Origin of the sequence: Myceligenerans indicum (genome assembly GCF_016742955.1) — a bacterium.
Lineage (GTDB): Bacteria > Actinomycetota > Actinomycetes > Actinomycetales > Cellulomonadaceae > Myceligenerans > Myceligenerans indicum.
This window is the reverse complement of sequence record NZ_JABBYC010000007.1, coordinates 116,773-139,204: the sequence shown is the minus strand read 5'-3', so window position 1 is coordinate 139,204 and position 22,432 is coordinate 116,773. Positions and strand designations below refer to the sequence as shown.

The 22,432-nt window shown below is 74.1% G+C and carries 20 protein-coding genes; 9 read left to right on the top strand and 11 right to left on the bottom strand.

What is annotated here, in order from left to right:
* The first annotated feature begins 5 nt into the window (after nt 1-5).
* On the top strand, nt 6-521 hold the full coding sequence (locus tag HGK34_RS07000) for a mycothiol transferase (protein ID WP_201845861.1): 516 nt from the start codon (nt 6-8) through the stop codon (nt 519-521).
* 110 nt (nt 522-631) lie between these two features.
* On the opposite strand, the gene HGK34_RS06995 is transcribed toward HGK34_RS07000, so the two are convergent.
* A complete protein-coding gene (locus tag HGK34_RS06995) occupies nt 632-1,009 on the bottom strand; it encodes a hypothetical protein (protein ID WP_201845860.1) in 378 nt (125 codons plus the stop codon).
* Between the two features lie 196 nt (nt 1,010-1,205).
* Between HGK34_RS06995 and HGK34_RS06990 the strand changes: the two genes are divergently transcribed.
* Together HGK34_RS06990 and HGK34_RS23490 are read left to right on the top strand one after the other, a co-directional pair.
* Nucleotides 1,206-2,327 carry a sigma-70 family RNA polymerase sigma factor gene (locus HGK34_RS06990; RefSeq protein WP_201845859.1) on the top strand — a complete coding sequence of 374 codons (1,122 nt, stop codon included), beginning with the start codon at nt 1,206-1,208 and terminating at the stop codon, nt 2,325-2,327.
* 47 nt (nt 2,328-2,374) lie between these two features.
* Nucleotides 2,375-4,003 carry a RyR domain-containing protein gene (locus tag HGK34_RS23490; RefSeq protein ID WP_201845858.1) on the top strand — a complete coding sequence of 543 codons (1,629 nt, stop codon included), beginning with the start codon at nt 2,375-2,377 and terminating at the stop codon, nt 4,001-4,003.
* Here HGK34_RS23490 and HGK34_RS06980 read toward each other — a convergent pair.
* The gene (locus HGK34_RS06980; RefSeq protein WP_307815835.1) at nt 3,991-4,749 is read right to left on the bottom strand and encodes a TetR/AcrR family transcriptional regulator; all 759 of its coding nucleotides are present in this window, start codon (nt 4,747-4,749) and stop codon (nt 3,991-3,993) included. The two genes, HGK34_RS23490 and HGK34_RS06980, sit on opposite strands and share 13 nt — an antisense overlap.
* A 78-nt stretch (nt 4,750-4,827) precedes the next feature.
* Here HGK34_RS06980 and HGK34_RS06975 point away from each other — a divergent pair, with 78 nt between their 5' ends.
* On the top strand, nt 4,828-5,511 hold the full coding sequence (locus tag HGK34_RS06975) for a DUF4386 domain-containing protein (protein WP_201845857.1): 684 nt from the start codon (nt 4,828-4,830) through the stop codon (nt 5,509-5,511).
* On the opposite strand, the gene HGK34_RS06970 is transcribed toward HGK34_RS06975, so the two are convergent.
* Nucleotides 5,487-6,161, bottom strand: a complete 675-nt coding sequence (locus HGK34_RS06970; protein WP_201845877.1) for a response regulator — start codon at nt 6,159-6,161, stop codon at nt 5,487-5,489. The genes HGK34_RS06975 and HGK34_RS06970 overlap by 25 nt on opposite strands.
* A gap of 80 nt (nt 6,162-6,241) precedes the next feature.
* Nucleotides 6,242-7,609 (bottom strand): sensor histidine kinase, encoded by a 1,368-nt coding sequence (locus HGK34_RS06965; RefSeq protein ID WP_244666498.1) that lies wholly within the window; start codon nt 7,607-7,609, stop codon nt 6,242-6,244.
* A gap of 173 nt (nt 7,610-7,782) precedes the next feature.
* Here HGK34_RS06965 and HGK34_RS06960 point away from each other — a divergent pair, with 173 nt between their 5' ends.
* Complete coding sequence (locus tag HGK34_RS06960; RefSeq protein ID WP_201845856.1) at nt 7,783-8,754, top strand: DUF4097 family beta strand repeat-containing protein; 972 nt, start codon at nt 7,783-7,785, stop codon at nt 8,752-8,754.
* Nucleotides 8,755-8,849: 95 nt separating this feature from the next.
* Nucleotides 8,850-9,590 (top strand): GOLPH3/VPS74 family protein, encoded by a 741-nt coding sequence (locus HGK34_RS06955; protein WP_201845855.1) that lies wholly within the window; start codon nt 8,850-8,852, stop codon nt 9,588-9,590.
* 48 nt (nt 9,591-9,638) lie between these two features.
* On the opposite strand, the gene HGK34_RS06950 is transcribed toward HGK34_RS06955, so the two are convergent.
* The 3 genes from HGK34_RS06950 to HGK34_RS06945 are packed head-to-tail and all read right to left on the bottom strand — an operon-like array spanning nt 9,639 to nt 11,751.
* Nucleotides 9,639-10,241, bottom strand: coding sequence for a TetR/AcrR family transcriptional regulator (locus tag HGK34_RS06950; protein ID WP_307815834.1), 603 nt, complete (start codon nt 10,239-10,241; stop codon nt 9,639-9,641).
* The gene (locus HGK34_RS22560; protein ID WP_244666497.1) at nt 10,225-11,022 is read right to left on the bottom strand and encodes a YqeB family protein; all 798 of its coding nucleotides are present in this window, start codon (nt 11,020-11,022) and stop codon (nt 10,225-10,227) included. The genes HGK34_RS06950 and HGK34_RS22560 overlap by 17 nt, the downstream gene beginning before the upstream one ends.
* 54 nt (nt 11,023-11,076) lie before the next feature.
* Nucleotides 11,077-11,751 carry a DnaJ family domain-containing protein gene (locus HGK34_RS06945; protein WP_244666495.1) on the bottom strand — a complete coding sequence of 225 codons (675 nt, stop codon included), beginning with the start codon at nt 11,749-11,751 and terminating at the stop codon, nt 11,077-11,079.
* 123 nt (nt 11,752-11,874) lie between these two features.
* Between HGK34_RS06945 and HGK34_RS06940 the strand changes: the two genes are divergently transcribed.
* Nucleotides 11,875-12,546 (top strand): 4a-hydroxytetrahydrobiopterin dehydratase, encoded by a 672-nt coding sequence (locus tag HGK34_RS06940; protein ID WP_201845854.1) that lies wholly within the window; start codon nt 11,875-11,877, stop codon nt 12,544-12,546.
* Nucleotides 12,547-12,600: 54 nt separating this feature from the next.
* Here HGK34_RS06940 and HGK34_RS06935 read toward each other — a convergent pair whose 3' ends face one another.
* The 3 genes from HGK34_RS06935 to HGK34_RS06925 form a co-directional block, all read right to left on the bottom strand.
* A complete protein-coding gene (locus HGK34_RS06935) occupies nt 12,601-13,101 on the bottom strand; it encodes a hypothetical protein (protein ID WP_201845853.1) in 501 nt (166 codons plus the stop codon).
* Between the two features lie 97 nt (nt 13,102-13,198).
* Nucleotides 13,199-15,613 carry a glycosyl hydrolase family 95 catalytic domain-containing protein gene (locus HGK34_RS06930; protein ID WP_307815833.1) on the bottom strand — a complete coding sequence of 805 codons (2,415 nt, stop codon included), beginning with the start codon at nt 15,611-15,613 and terminating at the stop codon, nt 13,199-13,201.
* On the bottom strand, nt 15,610-16,314 hold the full coding sequence (locus tag HGK34_RS06925) for a FadR/GntR family transcriptional regulator (protein WP_201845851.1): 705 nt from the start codon (nt 16,312-16,314) through the stop codon (nt 15,610-15,612). Before HGK34_RS06925 ends, HGK34_RS06930 begins: the two co-directional genes overlap by 4 nt.
* A gap of 128 nt (nt 16,315-16,442) precedes the next feature.
* On the opposite strand from HGK34_RS06925, the gene HGK34_RS06920 reads away from it, so the two are divergent.
* Together HGK34_RS06920 and HGK34_RS06915 are read left to right on the top strand one after the other, a co-directional pair.
* Nucleotides 16,443-17,222 (top strand): gluconokinase, encoded by a 780-nt coding sequence (locus tag HGK34_RS06920; protein ID WP_307815832.1) that lies wholly within the window; start codon nt 16,443-16,445, stop codon nt 17,220-17,222.
* A complete protein-coding gene (locus tag HGK34_RS06915) occupies nt 17,222-18,667 on the top strand; it encodes a GntT/GntP/DsdX family permease (protein WP_201845850.1) in 1,446 nt (481 codons plus the stop codon). Before HGK34_RS06920 ends, HGK34_RS06915 begins: the two co-directional genes overlap by 1 nt.
* Before the next feature lie 246 nt (nt 18,668-18,913).
* Here the strand turns inward: HGK34_RS06915 and HGK34_RS06910 are convergent, their stop codons facing one another.
* Nucleotides 18,914-22,312 carry a S8 family serine peptidase gene (locus HGK34_RS06910; RefSeq protein WP_201845849.1) on the bottom strand — a complete coding sequence of 1,133 codons (3,399 nt, stop codon included), beginning with the start codon at nt 22,310-22,312 and terminating at the stop codon, nt 18,914-18,916.
* Between the last annotated feature and the right edge of the window lie 120 nt (nt 22,313-22,432).

Genomic DNA, 22,432 nt, shown 5'->3' with positions numbered 1-22,432 from the left:
TAGACATGCACGTCGCGGACCTGCTCGTGGACGCGTTCGGCCGGATCCGCCAGGAGGTGCACGCCGCGGTCCGGGGACTGACCGCCGACGAGCTCGTATGGAGGGCGGACGCCGAGGCCAACTCGGTCGCCTGGCTCGTCTGGCACCTCACGCGGATCCAGGACGACCACGTGTCCGACGTCGCCGGCGCCGGACAGGTCTGGTCCCACAGCGGGTGGGCGGACCGCTTCGACCTGCCGCTCCGGGTCGAGGACACGGGCTACGGGCACCGCACCGACGAGGTCGCGGCGGTCCGCGTCGCGTCGCCTCACCTGCTCACCGGCTACCACGACGCCGTCCACGCGCGCACGATCGGGTACGTCTCCAGGCTCCGGGACGCCGATCTCGACCGGATCGTGGACACGTCCTGGGATCCCCCGGTCTCGCTCGGCGTGCGCCTGATCAGTGTCGTCAACGACGACGCCCAGCACGCGGGTCAGGCGCTGCTGCTGCGGGGCCTGCTGCTGCGCAGGCGCCGCTGACCCGCACACGTCCCGCACCGTTCCCGCACGGGCGCGTGCCGGTCCGCCGCGCCCTCACGCCACGCCCTCACGCCATGCCCTCACGCGGCTTCGTCACCGCCCGGCGGGGCTCACGCCGCGCCGAACACGACCGGGTCGTCCGGGCGCCGGGGACGCAGCGCGGGGGGCGCCGGCCAGCCGAGCACGATGCGTTCGACGACGGCGTCCACCGCCCCGAAGTCGTCCGTCTGCACCACGACGCACCCGGGGCGCACGTCCACGATCTTCACCCGCAGCGGGTCGCCGCCGGGCCGGTCCAGGGTCCAGACCCCGGCGAGCCAGCGCAGCCCGAGTTCTTCGAGCGCCTCCTCCGCCTCCAGCCAGCCGACCGCGCCCGACACGTCGCGTCCCAGCAGCGACACGGCGACCCAGTCCTCACCCGCTGGCCGGATCCAGCCGACCAGTTCACCGTCGTCGCGCCGGTGCGGAATCCACTCCTCAGGAACCATGCCCGCGACGCTAACCGGACGCGATGGCCCGAACGAGTCCTTTTCCGGCCCGGCCCGCATCAGCCGCCGATCACCTCGCCGTGCCGCCTCCCGCCCGCCGCCGGGTCCCCTGTCACATCCCGTCCCGCCGTCCTGTCGTCCAGGGGGCAGGAAGATTTGCGTACCCCGGATCGCCGGGCGGCGAGAGGATGACCCCATGAGCAATGACGCGGCCACGACCAGCGGCTCGGCGACCAGCGGCCCGAGTTCGCCCGGCGCGGCGTCCGGGGGCGCCGTGGTCGACGACGACGCCCTCTCCCGGCTCCGGCCGCTGTCGTTCGCCGTGGCGTACCGCATGCTCGGGAGTGTGGCCGAGGCCGAGGACGTGGTGCAGGAGGCGCTGCTGAAGGTGGTTCGGCAGGCTGCCGAACCCGGAGGGGTCCGCAACCCCGACGCGTTCGTCACCACGATCACCACCCGGCTGTCGATCAACGTGCTGCGCTCGGCGCGTGCCCGGCGCGAGACGTACGTGGGTGACTGGCTGCCCGAACCGCTCGTGTCGGGGGCGTCGTCGTGGCCCGGCCACGAGACACCCGTGGTCGCGCACGCCGCTCCCCCGCCCGAGGCCGCCGCGCACGCCGAGCTCGCCGACGACCTGTCCACCGCCTTCCTCGTGGTCCTGGAGACGCTCACGCCCACCGAGCGTGCCGCCTTCCTGCTGCACGACGTGCTGGGCTACCCGCACGGCGAGGCCGCCGAGATCATCGGCACGTCGGCCGTCTCGGCCCGTCAGCTCGCCTCGCGGGCGAGGCGCCGGATCGCGGCGAGACGGGCGCAGTCCGTGGGGCGCGCACCGGCCGGCAAGGACCGGGCCGAGGCGACCCGGCTCGTGGGCCGCTTCCTCGCGGCGGTCGAGGACGGCCAGGTCGAGGCGTTCGTCGGCATTCTCGCCGACGACGTCGTCTTCACCGGCGACGGCGGCGGGAACGTCCCGCCCGGCTTCGCCATCCAGAAGCCGATGGCCGGGCGCGCTCGCGTCGCGCGGGCCCTGGCAGGCTTCGCCCGGCGTGCCGGAGGCGGCATGGCGCGCTACGAGCCCGCGGACGTCAACGGCGCTCCCGGCCTGGTCATCGTGGCCGGCGACAGCCTGGGCGGCGGCGTGCTCGGGACGCTGTCCTTCGAGGTCGGCATCGAACCGGACGGCACCGGCCGGATCGTTGCCTGTCACGGCGTGGTCAACCCGGCCAAGCTCGGCCACCTGGGCAGGCTCGCGGATCTGACCCGGGTCGCGGCCTACCTGCGTACGGCCCACGGGTCGGGCCGGCTGTCCGGCCGATAGCCACCGGTCTGCCCCGACATACCGGGACATTGGGGTAGCGTGCCTCCGTGACCCGCGCCCGCCGCCTGCCCTGGACCCGGATCGGCTTCGTCGGACTGGTCGCCGCCTCTCTCGCACTCGGCGGCTGGGGCCTGGCGATCGACACCGCCGACGCACCGGACCGCACCTGGCTCGACGTCCTGTATCACGACCTGCAGCTCTTCGTGCTGGGCGCCGACCCCGCGAGCGACGGCGGCCATCTGTCGTGGCAGCTCCAGCTGGCGCGCTTCATCGCGCCGGCGGCGGCGGTCTGGGCCATCGTGGAGGCCGTCCGTGCGCTGTTCGCCGAACGGCTGCGGCGCCTGCGGGAACGCCGGACCAAGGGCCATGCGATCGTCGTCGGGCAGACGGACGCCGCCGGGGCCGTGGCCGACGCGCTGCGGACCGGAGGCCACACCGTGCTGCGCGCGGCCGATCACGACGACCTGGACGACGCCGGCCTGCGGGGAGCCGCCGTCGTGTACGCGTGCTCCGACGACACGCGCAACCCCAGCGTCAACGTCCTGGCCGTCGCCGACGTCGCCGCGACGGTGCGGGCGCGCGGGCGCGGCCCGCGACGGCTGTACGCCCACGTGAGCGACCCGGAGCTGGCCATCGCCCTGCAGGCGCGCCACCTGGCGTGCGCGGCCTCGGGCGTCGACTTCTTCACGCTCGACGTGCTCGCCGCCCGGAGCCTCGCCGCGCGCGACGCGGAGTCCCTGGCGGCGGCCTCGGCGGTGGCGGTCATCGGCTCGGGCGACCTGGCCCGCGCCCTCGTCGTCGCGCTGGCACGGGAGTGGGAGCTGGTCTCCGGCGTGCGGAACCGCCTGACGATCCTCCTCGTGGCCGACGACGCCGCCACGGCCGCCGACGAGCTGGCCGGCCGCTGGGGCGCCATCACCGACACCTGCGACCTGCGGCCCGTCACCAGGATCCCGGACGGCCCGGCGCCCGACCGGATCTACGTCTGCCCCGACGACGAGGACGCCGCGCTGCACACCGCACTCGCGGACACGGCTCTGTGGCACGGCACGGCCGGGTCGCTCGTGCTGGTGCTGGACCGGCTGGCGGGTCTCGCCGGCGTGCTCGACGGCGGTGGTGCCCGCGTGCTGGACAACCTGGACGGGCGCCTGCGGACCGTCGTCGTGCACGACCTCCTGGCGCACACCCCCTACCCGGAGCCCCGCGTGCACGAGGACGTCTACGAACGCCTCGCGCGCGCCGTGCATCACGTCTACCTGCGCAACCAGCTCGAACGGGGCGTCGCCTGGGCGAGCGCTCCCGCGATGCGCCGGTGGGAGGACCTCACCGAGGACCTGCGGGAGTCGAACCGCGGCTGGGTCCTGGCCCTGCCGGACCGCCTCGCCCGCGTGGGCGGAACCATCGCACCACGCAACGGCGGCCCGGGCGCGACGATCGCCGGCGAGCTGCTGGACGATCTCGCCCGGGCCGAGCACGACCTGTGGGAGTCGGTGCGGGTCGGCCTCGGCTGGAGGCACGGCCCGGTCCGGGACGACGCGCGGCGCGTCCACCCCATGATCGGCGTGTCGTGGGAGGACCTTCTCGAGCCCGAGAAGGAGAAGGACCGGGACGTCATCCGCAGTCTCCCGGAGATCCTGGCGGAGTTCGGCCTGGAACTCGTGCTCTACGACCCCTGAGCCGTGCCCGGCCGGTGGAGCCCGCCGGGCTCGTCGGCACGGGCAAGCCCGTCCAGCAGGAGACCGAGGGTGAACTCGAACTCGGACTGGCTGTCGCACCAGCCCAGGGTCGGGTCGTCGGCGTCGTGCATCTCGCTCGCGACCATGGCCGTCGTGTAGGGCAGGGCCTCGGCCATGGCGGCCAGGTCCTCCTCGGCGTCGCCGGGCCCGCCGCCGTCGTCCCCGCCGGCCGGGCTGAACAGCTCCTGGGTGAAGCCCAGGACCATGCTGCCCAGGGCGTGCAGGGCCTTGTGCGCGAGCCAGTAGGAGCACCCACCCCGCACCATGACTCCCAGGACCTCCTCGAACAGCACGAACGCGCCGGGCGGGATGGTGGGCCGGGAGGCGATCAGCTCCGGGGCCCAGGGGTGGCGCAGCATGACCGTGCGGGCCGCCAGGCAGCGCGCACGGACCGTGACCCGCCAGTCGCCGCTCCCGCCGGCGTCCCCCCGCGCGGCGGGATCGGCCGCCACGGCGTCGGAGACCTGCGCGACCACGAGATCCACCAGTCCGCCGAGCAGCCCGTCCTTGCCCGGCACGTGGTGGTAGAGCGACATCGCCTCGACGCCGAGCTCACCTGCCACCCGCCGCATCGTCACCGCTCGCAGGCCCTCGGCGTCGGCCAGGCCCGCGGCCACGTCCAGAACACGCTCACGGCTGAGCGGGGCGCGCGCGGAGCGCGCCGTCGTCGGATCGCCGATCGTCACCCGAAATCACCCTTCCCCTGGAGGAACCTTACGTCGTACGCTCAGCCTTACGTTGTAAGGCACACGAAAGGGCTCCTCATGGAGACGCAGACGCTCGACCGCAGCACCGCCCGTCTGACGGGACTGCTCTATCTCGCGATGGCAGTGGTGGCCGTCCCGGGATTCATGATCATCCGGCCGATGATCTTCGACCCGGACGACCCGGCGGCCACGGTGGCCCACCTCGTCGAGAACGAGACCCTGGCGCGTGTCGGGATCGTGCTGGAACTCGGCGTGGTCGTCACACAGGTGCTGGTGGCACTGTGGTTCGTGAAGCTGTTCCACCGGACCGACGCGTTCGCCGCCGCCTCGCTGGGCGTGTTCGGCGCGTTCAACGCGATCACGATCCTGGGCAGCGCCGCCTGCCTCGCCGCCGCGCTCGACGCCGCCCTCACCACTCCGTTCGCGGCCGACCAGGGCGGGGCGGCGCAGCTCATGTACCTGCTCAGCGGCCAGTTCTGGGGAGTGGGCGCGACCTTCTTCGGCCTGTGGCTGATCCCGATGGGCCTCCTGGTGCTGCGCGCCCGGATGCCGCGCGCCCTGGGCTGGTTCGTCCTCGCGGGCGGTGTGGCCTACCTGCTGTCCACGCTCGTGACGTACCTGGCCCCGGGCGCGACCGCGGTGGCCGAGGCGCTCCCGTTCATCGCGACGATCGGCGAGTTCTGGATGATCGGCTGGCTGATCTGGTACGGCGTGCGTCAGGGGCCCTCGGCGCCCAGGTGACGCAGGACCGCCAGCACCCGGCGGTGGGCCGCCGCGTCCTGGGGCAGATCCAGCTTGGTGAAGATCGCCGCGACGTTCTTCTCCACCGCGCCGTAGGACAGCACCAGCTCCTGCGCGATGGCACCGTTCGAGCGGCCCTGGGCCATGAGCGCCAGCACCTCGCGCTCGCGAGGCGTGAGGCGCTCCAGGCCCGGGTCCGCGGCACTGCGCGCCGCGCCCAGCAGCTGGGTCACCACCTCCGGGTCCAGCACCGTCTCTCCCGCCGCCACCCGGGCCAGCGCCGAGAGGAAGTCCCGCACGTCCGCCACCCGGTCCTTCAGGAGGTAGCCCACCCCGCGCGCATCCGCCTCCAGCAGCCTCGACGCGTACGTGGTCTCGATCCACTGGGAGAACAGCAGCACCGGCAGACCCGGTAACCGCTCGCGCAGGGCGAGCACGGCGCGCAACCCCTCATCGGTGTGCGAGGGCGGCATCCGCACGTCCGCCACCACCACCTGCACCGGAGTCTCCGAGTCCGCGAGCGTCAGCACCCGCTCCACCAGGGCATCGCCGTCGGGCACCGCGGCGACGACCTCGTGCCCGCGGCGCGCCAGGAGCGCGGCGAGACCGTCGCGCAGGATCGCGGAGTCCTCGGCGATGGCGACGCGCAGGCCGTGCCTGCCGGGCTGCCCGCCCGGATCGGGGCGGGCGGGGTAGCCTCGCGGGCCCGCGGAGGCGGGCGGGCCTGCCGTCACGGGCGTGTGCTGGTCGGGAGCGTCACGGTCACCACCGTAGGCCCTCCGACGGGGCTGGCCAGCTCGAACGTGCCGTCCACGGCGCGCACGCGTTCGGTGAGGCCGGCGAGCCCCGTGCGTTGACCGGCCCCGTCGGTGACGACGCGCGCCCCGCCACGGCCGTCGTCGCGCACCTGGAGGCGCAGCACGCCGTCCTCCCGCTCCACCCGGACGGCGACGCCGTCGGCAGCGGCATACTTGGCGGCGTTGGTGACGAGCTCGGCGACGGTGTAGTAGGCGATGGACTCGACGGCCGGCGCGAGGCGGGGCTGTTCGACGCCCGGACCGATCTCGACCACGACCGGCAGCGGCGCGCGGGCGGCGAGGGTGCGCAGCGCGACCTCGAGGCCGCTGTCGAGGGCGGCGGGGTGGATTCCGCGGGCGATCTCGCGCAGCTCGGCGAGGGTCTCGAGCGCGGAGGCGTGGGCGGTGTCCAGCAGGCCTGACGCGGCAGCGGTCTCGCCGTCGGCCAGGTGCTCCCGGGCCTCGTCGACCTGCATGGCGACGGCGACGAGGCGGGCCTGGGTCCCGTCGTGCAGGTCGCGTTCGATGCGGCGCAGCCGGGCGTCGGCGTCCTCGACGGCGCCCGCACGGGAGGCACGCAGCTCGGCGACCCGCAGGCTGGCGCGCGTCGGCCCGAGCAGAGCCTGGGCCAGAAGGTGCATCAGCGTCGTGAACAGCCGTGTGAGCAACGGCCACACGAACAGCAGCACGACCCCGGCGGCGACGGCCCCGGCGATGCGAGGCGGCGTGTCCACGAACCAGTCGCCGAACATCGCCCCGCGGTGCCAGGAGCCGTCGGCCGCCTGTTGCGCCGGGAGCCAGCGGTACCAGGCGGGGTAGGTGACGGCGGCGAGCGCGGTGGAGACGAACACGGTGCTCACCACGAAGCCGGCCAGCGCCACCGGGAAGGACGCGAGCAGGAACAGCAGGGCACGCCAGCCGGTCGGGTCGCCGAGCAGGGATCCCATACCGCGCCAGAAGCCGCTCCGGAGGTGGAACGGGGGCGGCTCGGCGATCTCGGCGTGCAGGGTCTGCCGCAGGAGCCCGCGGTGCAGGGCGCCCCAGCCGCGTGCTCCCGCGATGAGGCCGCCGCCGGCCCAGAGGCCGGCCACCGTGACGGCGAGACCGGCGGTGAGCGCGACGGCGAGCACGGCGTAGGCCAGGCCGAACGGTGCCAGGAGCAGCAGGAGCCACAGGTAGCCGTACTCGGTCCAGCTGCGCGCGCGGAACGGTACGGGGGCGGGGCTGCCGCCACCGGCCCCGTGGGACGGGGTCGGTGGCTGCGCGGACGGTGCGCTCTCGGGCAGGGTCATGGTGGTCATGTTTCCAGCCTGGGGTCCGGCAAGGGGTGCGGGCCATGGTGCCGACCGGCGGACCGGGGTGGGGTTCTCCCCCGTACCCGGGTGGAGACGGCCGCAGAAGTGGGGAGAACCCCACCCGGACTCAGGGGTCTCCCCCAGTGTCCGGCACGCGGCCGGAGCCTAGGCTCGTTGGTATGACCAGCGCAGGAAGCCCGAACCCCCCGACCGACCCGTCCCGGCCGACGACGCCGCCCCCTGCCGGCGGCGCGGTGGCCGGCGGCGCGCCCGCGAGCTACCCGCCTCCCGGGCCGCGGGGCGGGGCGGGCCGCGTGGCGGCGCTGATCGGCGGGATCGGCGCGCTGGTCCTGGCCGCTGGCGGGGCGCTGTTCTACGCCGACATGTCGAACGCCCGGACGGAACGCTCCCACCAGTCCTACGACCCGGCGGGGACGGTTCAGCTGGTGTCCGACGGCGACGTGACCGTGCGGGCGGCCGACGGCGACGTGGAGGTCGAGGCGATCGCGCACAGCGGACTCACGAGCCCGCGCTACTCGTCCCGTGAGGAGGGCGACGAGCTGGTCGTCACGCACAAGTGCTCGTGGTGGCCGGCAATCTTCTCGCGCTGTGCCGGGGAGCTCGACGTGACGCTGCCCGCCGGGACGGACGTGGTGGTGCGCACGGCCAACGGCGAGGTGTTCGCCGCGGGGATCGCGGGGACGCTCGACGCCGGCACGAGCAACGGCCGCGTGGAGTCGTCGGGGAACACCGGTGGCCAGATCCTGGGCACCAGCAACGGTGCCATCGTCGTGCGGGATGCCGGCGGTGACGTCAGGGCGAACACCTCGAACGGCAGCGTCGAGGCGGAGCGGATCGCCGGGTCGCTCGACTCCGGGACGAGCAACGGCCGGATCGAGGCCGCGGAGGTGAGCGGTGACGTCATCGCCGAGACCAGCAACGGGCGGATCGACATCGACGGCTTCGGCGGCGACGTGCGGGCGGTCACGAGCAACGGGAGCGTCACGGTGACCGGCGACGGCGAGCCCGTGCGGCTCGTGATCGACACGAGCAACGGCAGCCGGACCGTCGAGGGCCCGACCGACCCCGACGCCGACCGCACGGTCGAGATCTCCACGAGCAACGGCGACGCCGCGTACCTGAGCCGGTAGGCGGCGGCCGGTAGGCGGCGGCCGGGCCGTCACAGCCCCAGGCCGCGGCCGGTATGAATCGCCGTTATCCCGCTTAATCGAGATATGGTGCCGCCATGCTGATTGCCGAAGACCTGCTGCTGCTTGCCGTCGACGACGAGTCCGGAAAGACCGTCAACGTCGACAACCTGAATGCCCGCCTCGCCGGTGCTCTCCTGGCCGACCTTGCCGACGCCAACAGGATCCTGACCCAGGGCGGGCCGGAAGCCGGCGCCACCAAGGAGGAGCGCAAGGAAGCGGCCGACGCCAAGATCCTCATCACCAACCCGGACCCCACCGGCAACCAGGCCCTCGACGCCGCACTCGAGGCCGCCAAGGGCGAGGAGCGCCGCGCGCACAAGGTCGTCGAGCGCATCGCCGACAATGCCGAGGAGAACCTTCTCGCGGGGCTGGTGGAGCGCGGGATCCTGGAGAAGGAGGAGACCAAGCTCTTCCGTATGCTTCCGCAGACCCGCTGGCCGGCAGCCGACTCGAGCCACGAGAACACGCTGCGCGCCACCCTGAAGAAGGTCCTGGTGGAGGGCGCCGAGCCCGATGAGCGCACCGCGACGCTGATCTCCCTGCTGCACGGCTCCGGGCTGGTCGCCAACGTGGTGGGCAAGGACAACAAGAAGGCCGCCGAGGAGCGCGCCGAGGAGATCGCCGGCAGCGAGTGGGGTGCGGCCAGCGTCGCGGCCCAGGTCGCCGTGGCCGCCTCGGTCGCGGCCGTCGCCGCCGTCGGCGCGGTCGCCGCGGCCCTCATCATCGCCGCCGCGAAGGAGAACGAGGAGTCGGCGGAGGCCGGCGCGCAGGCCTGACACGACCTGCCGGCCGAGGCCGGGCGCCGCGAACGCCGGCGCCCGGCCTCAGCCGTGCCCCGGCACGAGAAACTGCCGGGCGGTGGCCACCAGCAGGTCCTTCTCGCCCGGGGCGGTGAAGCCCGGCTCCACCGCGACTCGTTCCGTGAACCCGTCGGTCAGCAGCATCAGCCACGAGACGATCCGCCCGGGCGCGAGGTCCGTGCGCACCTCGCCCCGCTCCTGCCCGCGCCCCACCCACGGCCGGATCCTCGCCCGCTGCGCGTCCGCGTCGGCCTCGAGCGCCTCGGCGACCTCGGGCAGGTGCATCACCCCGCCGGCCGCACGCACGAACCCCGCCGCCCTCGGGTCCGCGACCTCGTCGGCGACCTGGCCCACGATCTCCAGCAGCACCGCGAGCGGGTCCTCGCGCCCCGCGTGGGCGGCGGCCGACTCCCGGACCTCGCGCGTGCCCTGGTCGAGGATCCCCAGCAGCACCGCGAGCTTCGTCGGGAAGTAGTGGAAGAGAGTCCCCGAGCCGATCCGCGCCTCCCGGCAGATCGCGGCCGTCGTCGCGCCGTCGTACCCGCGGGCCGCGAAGACGGTCAGAGCGGCGTCGATGATGACCAGGCGGCGCGCCTCGTGGCGCGCCGGGTCAACGGTCCGTGCCACGTGCTTCCCCTCGGCTCGCGCCACGCGCTTCCCCACCGTTCGTACCGGGCGCCGAGGCTCCTGCGCGGCCCGGGTCCGTGGACACCGCCTCGCCTCCGCTCCCGGGCGGCACGCGGCGCACCTGGAGACGCCCGTCGCGCTCGCGCGCCACCAGTCCCGCCGCGGCAAGCGCACCATCGGCCTTGCGGCGGGCCGCCTCGTCCTTGCGGTGCTCACGGCGGTCGCGCAGCAGCGCGTGCTCTTCCGAGGTGAGCCCGGGCCGCCCGTCGGCCCACGGTTCGAAGCGGGCGTCGTAGGGGTCCTCGTCACGAACCGGCCAGCCGCCGTCGACCAGCGCGGCGCGGACCGTCGACCGGGGCAGGTCGGTGACGGCGAGCCGTGCCCGCAGGCCGCCGTCGTGCCCGAGGAGCACGAGCTCGTCGCGGTCGCGGAACGCGGCCCCGACGGGTGCCCGTTCGACCCACACCTCGTGGTTCTCCTGCCGGTGCTCCAGGTGGTCGCGGGCGACGCCCAGCTCGGGAGCCTCGCTCGCGGCGACGACCGCGAGGAAGATGCCGCCCAGCAGGCCCACGCCACCCAGCACGGGCAGGGACCAGGCCTGGTCGACCTGGCCGAGGTGCTCGACGAAGCCGTGCACCGGGAACGGCGTCCGCTCGATCAAGGCGGTCAGCGCGCGGGCGAGTCCGGGACCGAACCAGCCGAGGAGAAGCCCGGTCGCGGTACCGCCGCCGATGAGGACGGCGGGGACGGAGGGCGACTGCCGGATGCGTGTCGTGGTCATGAGAGAAATATTAGAGCACGCACTCTATTAATTTCCGACTCTTCGGGACCCTGGTCAGCGCCGACGCCACCAGGGTCTACGGCCGCGACGGCCCGCTTCCTCCGGCTCGGCGCGCCTCCTGCGCCCGCCACGGGGTTCCGACGACGTTCCGGGCGCCCGCGGGGCCGCGCGCCGGGCCTCCCTGCGCGCACGCCACCGGGCGACCTCCGCGTCGACGTCGCGGGTGGGCGTGACCACCGGCGGACCGCCGGTGAGCTGGCGGCGCGCGTCGATCACGCGGGCGTTGAACTCCTCCACGATCTCGCGGACGCGTTCCTCGGCCGACTCACGATCGAGCTGGTCGGCCAGGCCGGCGGCGTCCTGCCGGAGCTGCGCCGCCGGGAGCACCCCGGTGATCCGCTCGCGCTCGATCAGGTTCTTCACCCACCAGTCGGGATCGTGCGTGCCCTTGATGCCCGGGATGGGTTTGCCCTGCAGCGGCAGGTCATCGAACTCCCCACGGCGCATCGCCTGGTCGATCACGGTGTCGACGAAGCGGGAGCGCTCCTCCTGGCTCATCGCGCCGACACGACGCTCCTGCGTGGCTTCGTCGGTGGGGCCGTCGACGGCCCCGGGAGTGTTCTCGGTGTGCTCCCGGGCGGCCTCGCGGTCCACCCGGTACTGCGCGGCCCGGCGAACCGGGTCGCCGTCGTTCCCCTCGGTCGGCATGTCTGCTGATCGCGGCACCATGACCAGCACGCTACCCGCGTCCGGGAGGCCCGGGAAGGAACGGCCCCCTCGTCGGCCTCCCGGGCACCCGCGTCACCACGGGTACCGGCGTGCGTGTCGGTGTCCGGTGGCACGATCGGTGCCATGAGCACTCTCACCGGACAGCAGATCGCCGGCCTCGGCCTGACGGGCTGGGTCTTCCTCGGGGACGCCCTGTACACACGCGCCGCCACGGGCAGCTTCGCGGCGGGGCTCGCCCTCGCCGACGCCGTGGGCGCGGCCGCCGAGGAGGCGAACCACCACCCCGACCTGGACCTGCGCTACCCACATGTCGACATCCGCCTCACGAGCCACGACGCCGGTGGCGTCACCCAGCGCGACATCGACATGGCGCGAACCGTCACCGAGCTCGCGCGCCAGGCGGGTGTGAGCCTGGAGGGCACGGGAATGTCCCGGGTGGAGCTCGCCCTCGACACGCCCGCGCGGGAGGGCGTCATGCCGTTCTGGCGCGAGCTGCTCGCCTACGAGAGCGGCGCGGCCGAGGTCACGCGGCCCTGGTCGGCGGACGAGATCGGTGACCCCGCGGGCCGTCTGCCCGTCGTCTGGTTCCAGGCCTCGGGCAGCGAGGAGCCGCGGCAGCGCTGGCACCTGGACGTGTGGGTCGACCCGTCACAGGTCCAGGACCGGATCGACGCGGCGGTCGCGGCCGGGGGCAGGGTCGTCGACGACAGCGAGAAGCCGTCCTTCGTGGTGCTGGCGGACGCCGAGGGCAACCGCTCCTGCCTGTGCACCTGGCGGGACCCTGACGAGCAGTGACCGGACCGTCGCGACGGGCCTGCCGCGCCACGCGCGACCAGGCCCACGCGACGGTCAGACCCGGCGCGGCAAGGGCCTGAGGACGCCGTCCTCCGTGCGCGCCTGGACCATGGACTCCGGCGCCGGGGCCGGCGCATTCGTCAGCTCGGAGGGGTCTGCCGAGGCACGGCAGTACACACGCCCCTCGCGGCACAGCGCGTGCAGGCCCGCGGCGAAGCCGTACAGGTCCTCGTCCACCGCCCCGCGCCGGAAGCGACGCGACATCGACCACTGGTCCACCAGGAGCTTGACCGTGTCCGGCTGCACACGCCCGTACAGGGACAGGATGTGCGCCGAGAGCCGGATCACCAGACGCGCGCCGTCCTCGCTCTCGGCGATCATCTGCGCGCTGAGGAGTCCGTCGTCGTCCCGGCGGGCACCGAGCAGCCGCTCGAGCTGGCCGAGCACCGACGCGGGGTCGACGACATGCGACCGCACGGTCGCGCCGAGGGGCCTGCCGTCGATGGTGCCAGCAGCGGTCTCGTCGTCTGGGCTCGCGAAGTACTCGAACAACATGCGGAGCATCATCCCCTATGTCCGAGCCCGCTCCCAAACCCGGACGGCAGGAGCACCCAGATTGTGACCATGCGAGTTCCGTCGGATCGACCTGGACCTATCGCAGCAGCTCGACCGCGACCTCGGTGTCCCGCCCGACGGCGAGCTCCACCGTCGCGGTGCGATCGCCCAGGCGCAGCCGGTGCTTCCCCGCGGCACGAGAATGCCGCGCCCGGAGGGTCACTCCCACCAGGTGCGGCACATCGCGCCCTGCGCTGTCCCACTCGATGCCGACCTCGATGCCCGGCCGGGCCACAAGGCCTCGCACGCGGCCCGCGGGCAGCGCCGCCGGCAGTGCGGGCAGGAGCTCGATCTCGCCGCGGTGCGACTGGAGGAGCGCCTCGGCCAGCCCGGCCGTGAACCCGAGGTTCCCGTCGATCTGGAACGGCGGATGGGCGGCGAGCAGGTTCGGGTACAGCCCGCCGCTGTGCTGCCCGCGAGGGGTCTCCATGTCACGAAACACCAGCCGCAGCAGGGAGTCCACGCCTGCGGGCCGGCGCAGCCGGGCGCGCAGGGCGATCTTCCACGCCAGCGACCACCCTGTCGACTCGTCGCCGCGCTCGTCGAGAAGCCTCTCCGCGGCGTCGAGCCACTCCGGGCCGGGATCGCCCCTGCCCGGGTACAGGCGCACGAGCGGCGAGAGGTGGCGGTGATGCGGGTCGTGCTGCTCGAAGTCGCCGTCCCATTCCGCGAGCGCCCCGCCCCGGCCCGTCCGGGGGCGCCGCAGATCCGGCAGGACGGCGCGGGCACGCTCCACCACGGGGTCTGTGATGCCGCGCCGCTCGGCCTCGGCGACGACCAGCAGGAGGTGGTCCCGCACCAGGTCGAGGTCGCAGGCCGACGAGGACGCGACGCTCGCCACCCGCCCGTCCGTTGTGCGGAAGTCGTTCTCCGGCGAGGTGGACGGGCAGGTTCCCCACTGCCCGTCCTCGCCTCGGACCAGCCAGTCCAGCGCGAAAGCGGCGGCGTCGCGCAGCACGTCCCACAGGGATGTCAGGAGCGCGTCGTCCGGGGCGAAGGCGGCGTGGTCGGCGACGTGCCGGGTGAGCCAGAGACCTGCCATCGGCCAGAACGCCCACTTGGGGTCGTGCTCGCCGTGCCCGACCGGGAGGCTGTACGCCCACGCGTCGGTGTTGTGGTGCGCCGTCCAGCCGTCCGCGTCGTACCAGCGCCGCGCTGTGCGGCGGCCGGTGACCGCGAGGGCTCGGATCAGGTCGAACAGTGGTTCCTCGGTCTCGGCGAGGTTGGTGGTGCTCGCCGGCCAGTAGTTCATCTGGAGGTTGATGTTGGTGGTGAAGTTGGAGCTCCACGGCGGCTGCAGCTCGCGGTTCCAGATGCCCTGGAGGTTCGCGGGGAGGGTGCCGGGCCGTGAGGAGCAGATGAGCAGGTAGCGGCCGTAGTGGAAGAGCGTGGCGACAAGGTGCGGGTCGTGCTCGGGGTGGGCCCGGGGTCCGTCGTTGATCGCGCGCAGGCGTGCGGCGGTGTCGCCTGAGGGGGCCCGGTGGCGGGGGGTCAGTTCGGCCCGGTCGTACAGTGCGCGATGATCGCGGATCTGCTCCCGCCGCACGGTGGCCAGGCCCGTCTCGATCGCGTGGTCCGCGCGTGCCGCCGCGCGGAGGGCGGCGTCCCACTCGTCGCCGAGCGGGGTCTCGACCGGGCCACGGTAGGTGGTGGCGGTGCCCACCACGACGGTGAGCCGGGTGGCGCCGGTGACGACGAGCCCGTCGTGCTCGGTCCGTCCGGTCCCGTCGTGCAGGACCCGGGCCACCAGCGCGCCCCGCAGGGCCGCGCCGGGCCTGTCGTCGTACCGGACGGGTGGGTCCACCGGGTCGTGAGCGGGGGCGACGTCGGACGGCAGCTGGAGGTGCAGGGCGATGGCGTCGTGAGCGCCGGCCGGGGGGTGACCGTGCGCCGCGTGGCCCGCCGCGTGGGTGCGTCGCAGTACGCGCAGCCGGCTCTCCGCGCGGATCGTGAAGTCGCGCGGGCGCGGGACGGCGACCTCGTGCACGAGCACGTCGTGCGGTCCGCTGACCCAGGTGGTGCGTGACACCGCGTCCGGGCCGTGGCCGCCGTCGGTGGTCTGGGTCGCGGTACGGAAGTCGAGGGTCCGGCGCACGGGGGTGACGCCGTCTCCGGCGTCCGCGGCGATCTCCAGTTCCGCGAACGGGAGGTAGGACTGGCTGTGCCTGTGCTGGAGGCGGCGCAGGAGCTGCCCGGCCGCGACATGGTCGCCGTCGCCGATCAGTTTCCGCGCACCGGCCAGCACGGCCGCGGCCTGCGCCGGGTCGGGTGCGCCGGGCTCGTCCCCGGACGCCGGGCTGCCCGACCATGCGGTGTCGTCGTTGACGACGAGCCGGGCCGTGTGCGCGTCACCGAGCACCATCGCGCCGAGATTGCCGTTGCCGAGCGGCATCCCCTCCTCCCAGCGTTCCGCCGGGGAGGTCGCGGTCAGTCCGTGAACGCCCGGGCTCACCGTCTGCCGGCCGGGGTGTCGAGCGCTCCACGCACCTCTCGCACGATCCGCGCCATCGCCGCCTCGGCGGCCTCCGGGTCGCCCGCGGCCACGGCGTTCGCGACGGCCTCGTGCGCGTCCAGCGCCTCGGGCTCGGGGCGCACGGGCATGAGCCCGAGGTGGGTGCGTCCGGTCAGGACGATGGACACCACGCCCGTCAGGGCGGCGAACATCTCGTTGCCGCCGGAGCGCAGCAGCAGTTCGTGCATCCGGATGTCGAGCGCGAGGAACTCCTCGCGGTCCCCCTCGCCGGCTTCCCCCAGGGTGCGCATCCGGCGTGCGATCGCGACCAGTTCGTCGCGGACCGCCGCGGTGGCACCCCGTGCGGCACAGGCGGCCGCGACCGGTTCCACGGCCTGGCGCAGTTCGGTGAGCGAACGCAGCTGGGCGATGCGGCCCGGTCCGTCGAGCCGCCAGGCGATCACGCGCGAGTCCAGCACGTTCCACTCGTCGTGGCTCAGCACGACGATGCCGACACGCGGCCCGGAGCGCACGAGTCCCAGCCCTTCGAGGATGCGCATCGCCTCACGGGCAACCGTGCGCGACACCCCGAACTCGGAGCCGATCCCGTCGAGCGTCAGGACCGCGCCCGCCGGGAGGTCACCGCCGGTGATACGGCGGCCCAGGGTGTCCAGCACCGGACTGCGGAGCGCGGAGGGCATCTGCCCAGCCTAGCGGCCCGTGCCCGTCGGCGTGCCGGATGGTCGGGCGGTCCAGGAGCCACGCCGCCCGCAGTAATGGTGACATGATTCACCTGCTATTGAGCTCACCAATGGTCCATGATGGGCGTATGGACACCGAAGTCACCGAGACAGCGATGTTCTCGGACACACGAGTCGGAAGAGCAGCACGAGACCCAGCGGCACAGGCCGGAGCGAAGGACGGCGCGAAGGACGCGGACCTCCGCGACGGCCCGGCAGCACCCGCCGGCGCCGACACGCCTCACGGCCACGACCAAGGCCATGACCACGGCCGCGACGCTTCCGCGACCGAGGGCACCTCGGCGGCGTCGCGCACGGAAGAGCCCGGTCGCCCCGGCACCCGCGCGCAGGCCGTCGTCGTGATGGGCGTGGCAGGGTCGGGCAAGACGACGGTCGCCGCGCTCCTGGCCGGCCGGCTGGGCGCCTCCTTCGCCGAGGGGGACGACTTCCACTCCCCGGAGAACGTCGCCAAGATGGCGGCGGGCCACCCGCTGGACGACGACGACCGCCGCCCCTGGCTGCAGGGCATCCGCGACTGGCTGGCCAAGGAGCTCGACGCGGGGCGCACCGCCGTCGTCCCGTGCAGCGCCCTGCGCCGCGAGTACCGCGACCTCCTGCGCACCGCGGGCCGGCCCCCGTCCGGCGACGACGTGCGGTTCGTGCACCTGACCGGCTCCTACGAGCTGCTGCGGACACGCATCCAGGGCCGCGCCGGCCACTTCATGAAACCCACCATGCTCGACAGCCAGCTCGCCACGCTGGAACCCCTGCAGGACGACGAGCCCGGGATCAGCGTCGACGTGACGCCCCGCCCGGCCGAGATCGTCGACGAGATCCAGCGCCTCCTCGGCGCGACGAAGGACCGCTGATGCTTCACGCCACCACACCCCTGCTCGCCGCCGCGGACGCCGCGGCGCCCACCGCATCGACCACACAACTCGTCGTGGCCGCCGTGCTCGGCATCGCCGTCATCGTGGGACTCGTCGTCGGGCTCAAGATGCACCCGTTCCTGGCCCTCGTGCTGGGCTCCGGCGTCCTCGCCCTCGCGGCGGGAACCGACCTCGTCGACGCGTTCTCCAGCTTCACCGCCGGGCTCGGCGGCACCGTGGCCGGGGTCGGCGTCCTGATCGCGCTCGGGGCGATCATCGGCAAGCTGCTCATCGACTCCGGCGGCGCGGACCGCATCGTCGACACCGTGCTCGACCGCACCCCGGCCCGGCGCCTGCCGTGGGCCATGGCGCTGGTCGCGTTCGTGATCGGCATCCCGCTGTTCTTCGAGGTCGGCGTCGTGCTGCTGATCCCGGTCGTGATGATCGTGGCGCGCCGCCTGCGCGCCAACCCGATCCTGGTCGGCATCCCGGCACTGGCCGGGCTCTCCGCCCTGCACGGCCTGGTTCCCCCGCACCCCGGCCCGCTGCTGGCCATCGACGCCCTCGGTGCGGACCTCGGCCTCACGCTCGGGCTGGGCCTGCTGGTGGCGATCCCGACCGTGATCGTCGCCGGTCCGCTGCTGGCCGTACCCCTGGCCCGCCAGGTGCGGCTCGACCCGCCCGTGTCCGTGCTGGGCGCCACCGGCGCGGGGGCCGGCGCCGCGGGGACCGACACGCCGTCGGGATCCACCGCCGGGGACGGCGTCGCCTCCCTGCGCAAGCCCTCGTTCGGCATCTCCGTGCTGGTGGTGCTGCTGCCCGTGGTGCTGATGCTGGCACGCTCGGTCGTGGAGATGTCCGGCACCACGGAGACCGGCTACGGGCGCGTGCTGGAGTTCCTCGGCGAGCCGCTGGTCGCCCTGCTGCTCACCTCGCTGTTCGCTCTCGTCGCGTTCGGCACGGCGCTGGGCCGCACGCGCGAGCAGGTCGGCAACCTCGTGGGCTCCTCCTTCGCCCCGATCGCGGGCATCCTGCTCATCGTCGGCGCCGGCGGCGGCTTCAAGCAGACGCTGGTGGACTCCGGGGTCGGTCAGGTGATCGCGTCCGGCATCGCCGACGCCGGCATCACGCCGCTCCTGGCGGGGTGGCTCGTGGCGGTGCTCATCCGCATCGCCACCGGCTCGGCGACCGTCGCCACGATCACCGCCGCAGGCATCATGGCACCGCTGGCCGCGGGGCTCGACCCCGCTCACGCGGCACTGCTGGTCCTGGCGGTCGGCGCCGGATCGGTGTTCCTGTCCCACGTGAACGACGCCGGGTTCTGGCTCGTCAAGGAGTACTTCGGTATGACGGTGGGCCAGACGTTCCGGACGTGGACCCTGATGGAGTCGGTGCTGTCGGTGGTCGCCCTGCTCGTGGTCCTGCTGCTGGGCGCGGTCGTCTGACCCCGTGACGGGCGAGGGCCCGTGCCGCGCGGGCGCGCGGCACGGGCCCTCGTCACTCGATCACGACGCGCGCGACCTTGCCGTCGCGGAGCCAGAACTTCAACATCGTCGCGATCTTCCGCCTGCCGGCCCCGGCGGCGTCCGTGGCACGCTCCACGGATCCGCTCCCCCGCTGAGGCCGCCCCGGACGGGACGGGCGGTGGGCCCGTGGCCGGACTCGCCACGAACCCACCGCCCCGCTGCTGCTCAGCCGACCGCGTACGCCCGCACGACGGTCTTCGTCACCGAGGCACCCGCCGCGTCCCACGCCTCGACCTTGAGCGAGACGTGCTCGGTGCCGGGCGGCGCGTCGACCCGCGCGTCGAACACGCCGTCGCCAGTCCTCCGAGCCGTGGCCCGGTGCCACGTCTCGCCGTCGTCGGCCGACCACCACAGGCGGGCGTCCTCGATCCGCGACGTGTCGTACGCGCCGTCCTGGTAGCCCACGTCGAGGCGCACCCAGGTCCTCGCCGGCGCGATGCCGGACGGGTCGAGCCCGCGCACGCACCACGTGGTGTCCAGCAGGGGCGGGCGCGCCTGGCCGGAGACGTCGGACCGCGCGTGGAACTCCCACTCGCCGGTCACGCTCGTGGCGAGCCGGTAGGCGGGGTCGTCGGGCGTGCTCTCCAGCAGCATCCGGTAGTCCGCGCCGCCCTCGGGCACTGTCGGGAAGGCGTAGGGCTGCTCGGCGTCGTCGATCAGCTCGCCGTCCTGCCAGACGCGCAGGCGCTCCACGGCATCCGAGCCCCACAGCACGCCGCCGTCGTCGTCGACGCGGGTCGACGGGGCGAGCCAGAGGACTCCGCCCCGTTGCACGGCCGGCGTGATCGGCGAGATGCCCGGGGCCAGCGCGCCGGTGGCCAGCCCTTGCCCGGCGCGGCCGGGCTCGCCCCAGGACCTCCGGTCGGCCTCCGCGAGCACCACGCCCGCGCCGTCCTCCTGGATCTCGGACCGCAGCAGCCACTCGCCGGGCCCCGCCGTCACGTACTCGGTGCGTCGCGTGCCGGCGGGTACCTGCTCCACGGCGCTGCCGACCACGATGTTCCCGGGGTGCCAGTACAGGCGCTGGGCGAGGTGCGTGTCACCGACCGACGCGCCGTAGGAGGTGTCGACCGCGACGGTGGTACGGGGGTTGCCGCGCAGCTCGGGCACCTCGATGCCCTCGCTGTGGTGCGCGAGGTCGTACCGGTAGGCCGCGACCTCCTCCCCGGTGGTCGGCGCCAGCAGCGTCGCCTGGACGAGGGTGTCGTAGTCACCGTGGGTCGCCGCCGGGACCGGGGTCAGCGCGACGTGCGTGCCCGGTCCGTAGCTCGCGTTGACGCCCGCGGAGGCCGCCTCCGCCGCGTCCTCGACGTCCACGTCGATCCCGAGCGTGGCGAGTTCGGCAGGACGGTGCGTCGCGGTGGTGATCTCCTGCGCCGTCGTCCCGTCCAGCAGCACCTCCACGTCGGCGGTCGCGTCGACCTCGCCGCCGGACAGGAACAGCGCGTCGGTGACCTCACCGTCCTCGCCGAACGTCTCGGCGTAGGCCATCGCGCTGTACACGCCGGGGATCACGCGCGCCGTGGCGACGCCGTCCTCGAACGAGAGGTACGTGCCGAAGATCTCGCCGTTCTCGGGGTCGAGCCTGATCGCGGCGCCCCAGGTGTCGGCCGTGACGGGTTCCCCGTCCCGGTCGACGGCACGGACGGTCAGGTTCACGTACTCGCGCTCCTTCACCCAGCCGACCGGGGTGCGCACGGTCTGCCCGCCCGCACCGGTGGCGACGATGTTCCCCCCGATCGCGCCGATCGCACCGGGGCCGTCGGCCACGGTCACGTCGACCGACGCGGACCCGCCTCCTGGTACGAGGAGCGTGTCGGCGGACAACGTGATCGCGTCGTCCGCCGGGGTGCCCTCCGAGTCGGTGACGTGGGCGGCAAGGTCGAGCGTGACGTCCTCGGAGCCCGCGTTCGTGTAGGTCACCGCGCTGGTCGCCGTCGCGCCGTCGTGCGGCCAGGTGAAGATCCCGGCAGACACGCTCGCCGGGGCCGCGGTGACCTGCTGCGCGATGGCGCCCGGGATCGTGATCCGCCCCGCGCCCTCGGACCAGACGTCGGCGCCCGTCGGCTCGGCCGACCCCATCAGCGCGGCCTTGAGCGCTGCCGCGTCGAGGCCGGGCCGGGCCTGCCTGAGCAGCGCGGCCGCGCCCGCGACGTGCGGGGTGGCCATGGAGGTGCCGCTCAGCGCGACGTGCAGGTCGTCGACGACCTCGCCCGCCGAGGTGCCCGCGGCCCGCGCGGCGACGATCCCGTCACCCGGCGCGACGACGTCGGGCTTGAGCCGTCCCGCCGCGCCACCGCCTCGGCTGGAGTAGGCGGTGACGGTGTCGGAGTCGTCCACGGCACCCACCGTGAGAGCCGACGCCGCGATGCCCGGCGCGCCCACGGAGCCGTACCCGAGGTACCCGTCGTTGCCCGCGGCCACGACGAACAGCGTCCCGTACTCCTCGGTCAGCGCGTCCACCGCCACGGCGTCCGGGGACGGCTCCTCGAAGTAGAGGCTGCCCAGAGACAGGTTCACGACGTCGGCCCCCTCGGCGGCCGCCCACTCCATGCCGTCGATGACGCCCGACAGCTCGCCGTAGCCGTCGTCGTCCAGCACCTTGCCGACCAGCAGGTCGGCGCCGGGCGCCACGCCCTGGTTCACGCCGTCGGACGCCTCGCCCGACCCGACGAGGATCGACGCGACGTGCGTGCCGTGACCGGCGCCGTCCGTCACCCGGCCCGATCCCGTGAAGTCCCGCGCGCCGACCACCACGTCGTCGAGGTCGGGGTGCGTCGCGTCGATACCCGAGTCGAGCACGGCGACGGTGACTCCCTCGCCGGTGAGCCCGTCGTCCCACGCCTCGGGCGCTCCGATCTGCGGCATCGAGTCCGCGTCCGTGGCCCGGACCGGCCGGTCCAACCAGACGTACCCGATGCTCCCGAGGTCCTCGGTCTGCCGCACCCGGTTGCCGGTGGCCGGCGCCTCGACCGGGGCGAGGGCGTCGAGGAGCTTCCCCGCCCGGCCCCGGGGCAGGCGGTCGGCCACCGCCCCCACCGAGTCCAGGTCCTTGTCAGGTGTGATACCCGAAGCCGCCCAGTCCTGCGGGACCGCCGCCGCGGCCCGGGTGCCGCCGTGCGGGGTACCGTCCGGTCCCTCGGCGGCAGCCGAAGCGGTCTGGACGATCACCGGCAGCGAGTCCCGTGACGCGTCGTCGTAGCCGGCCTCCACCAGGCCGGTCACGTCGAACAGCGCGCGGTCCAGCCGGCCCGGCACCAGCGGCGCGACGTCGCGCGGGATGACGTAGAGGTGCTCCCCCTCGCGACGCTGGAAGAAGGCCATGTGCTCACGCCCCGGGCCGGGCCGCACCGACACCGTCGCCGGGCCGTCGGCCGCGGTCCGCACCGTGACCACATCGCCCGTCAGCAGCGTGACGGTCACGGGCCGCCCGGGCACGCCGGGCGCCTGCCCGCCCTGCTCCTGACCCGGCACCGGCGTGTCCTGCGGGACGGCGGTCGCCCACGTCCCGCCGCCCAGGGCGATCGCCGCCGCGATCACCGCCGCACTTGCTCTCCTGCGCATGTCGTCTCCCGTCCGGATCGCGGGCGCCGCCTCTGCGACGCCACACCACCTAGACGCACCGGAGCCGACGGGAGGTTGGGTGACCTGCGAAATCACTCCGGGCCACACCACAGCCCAGGC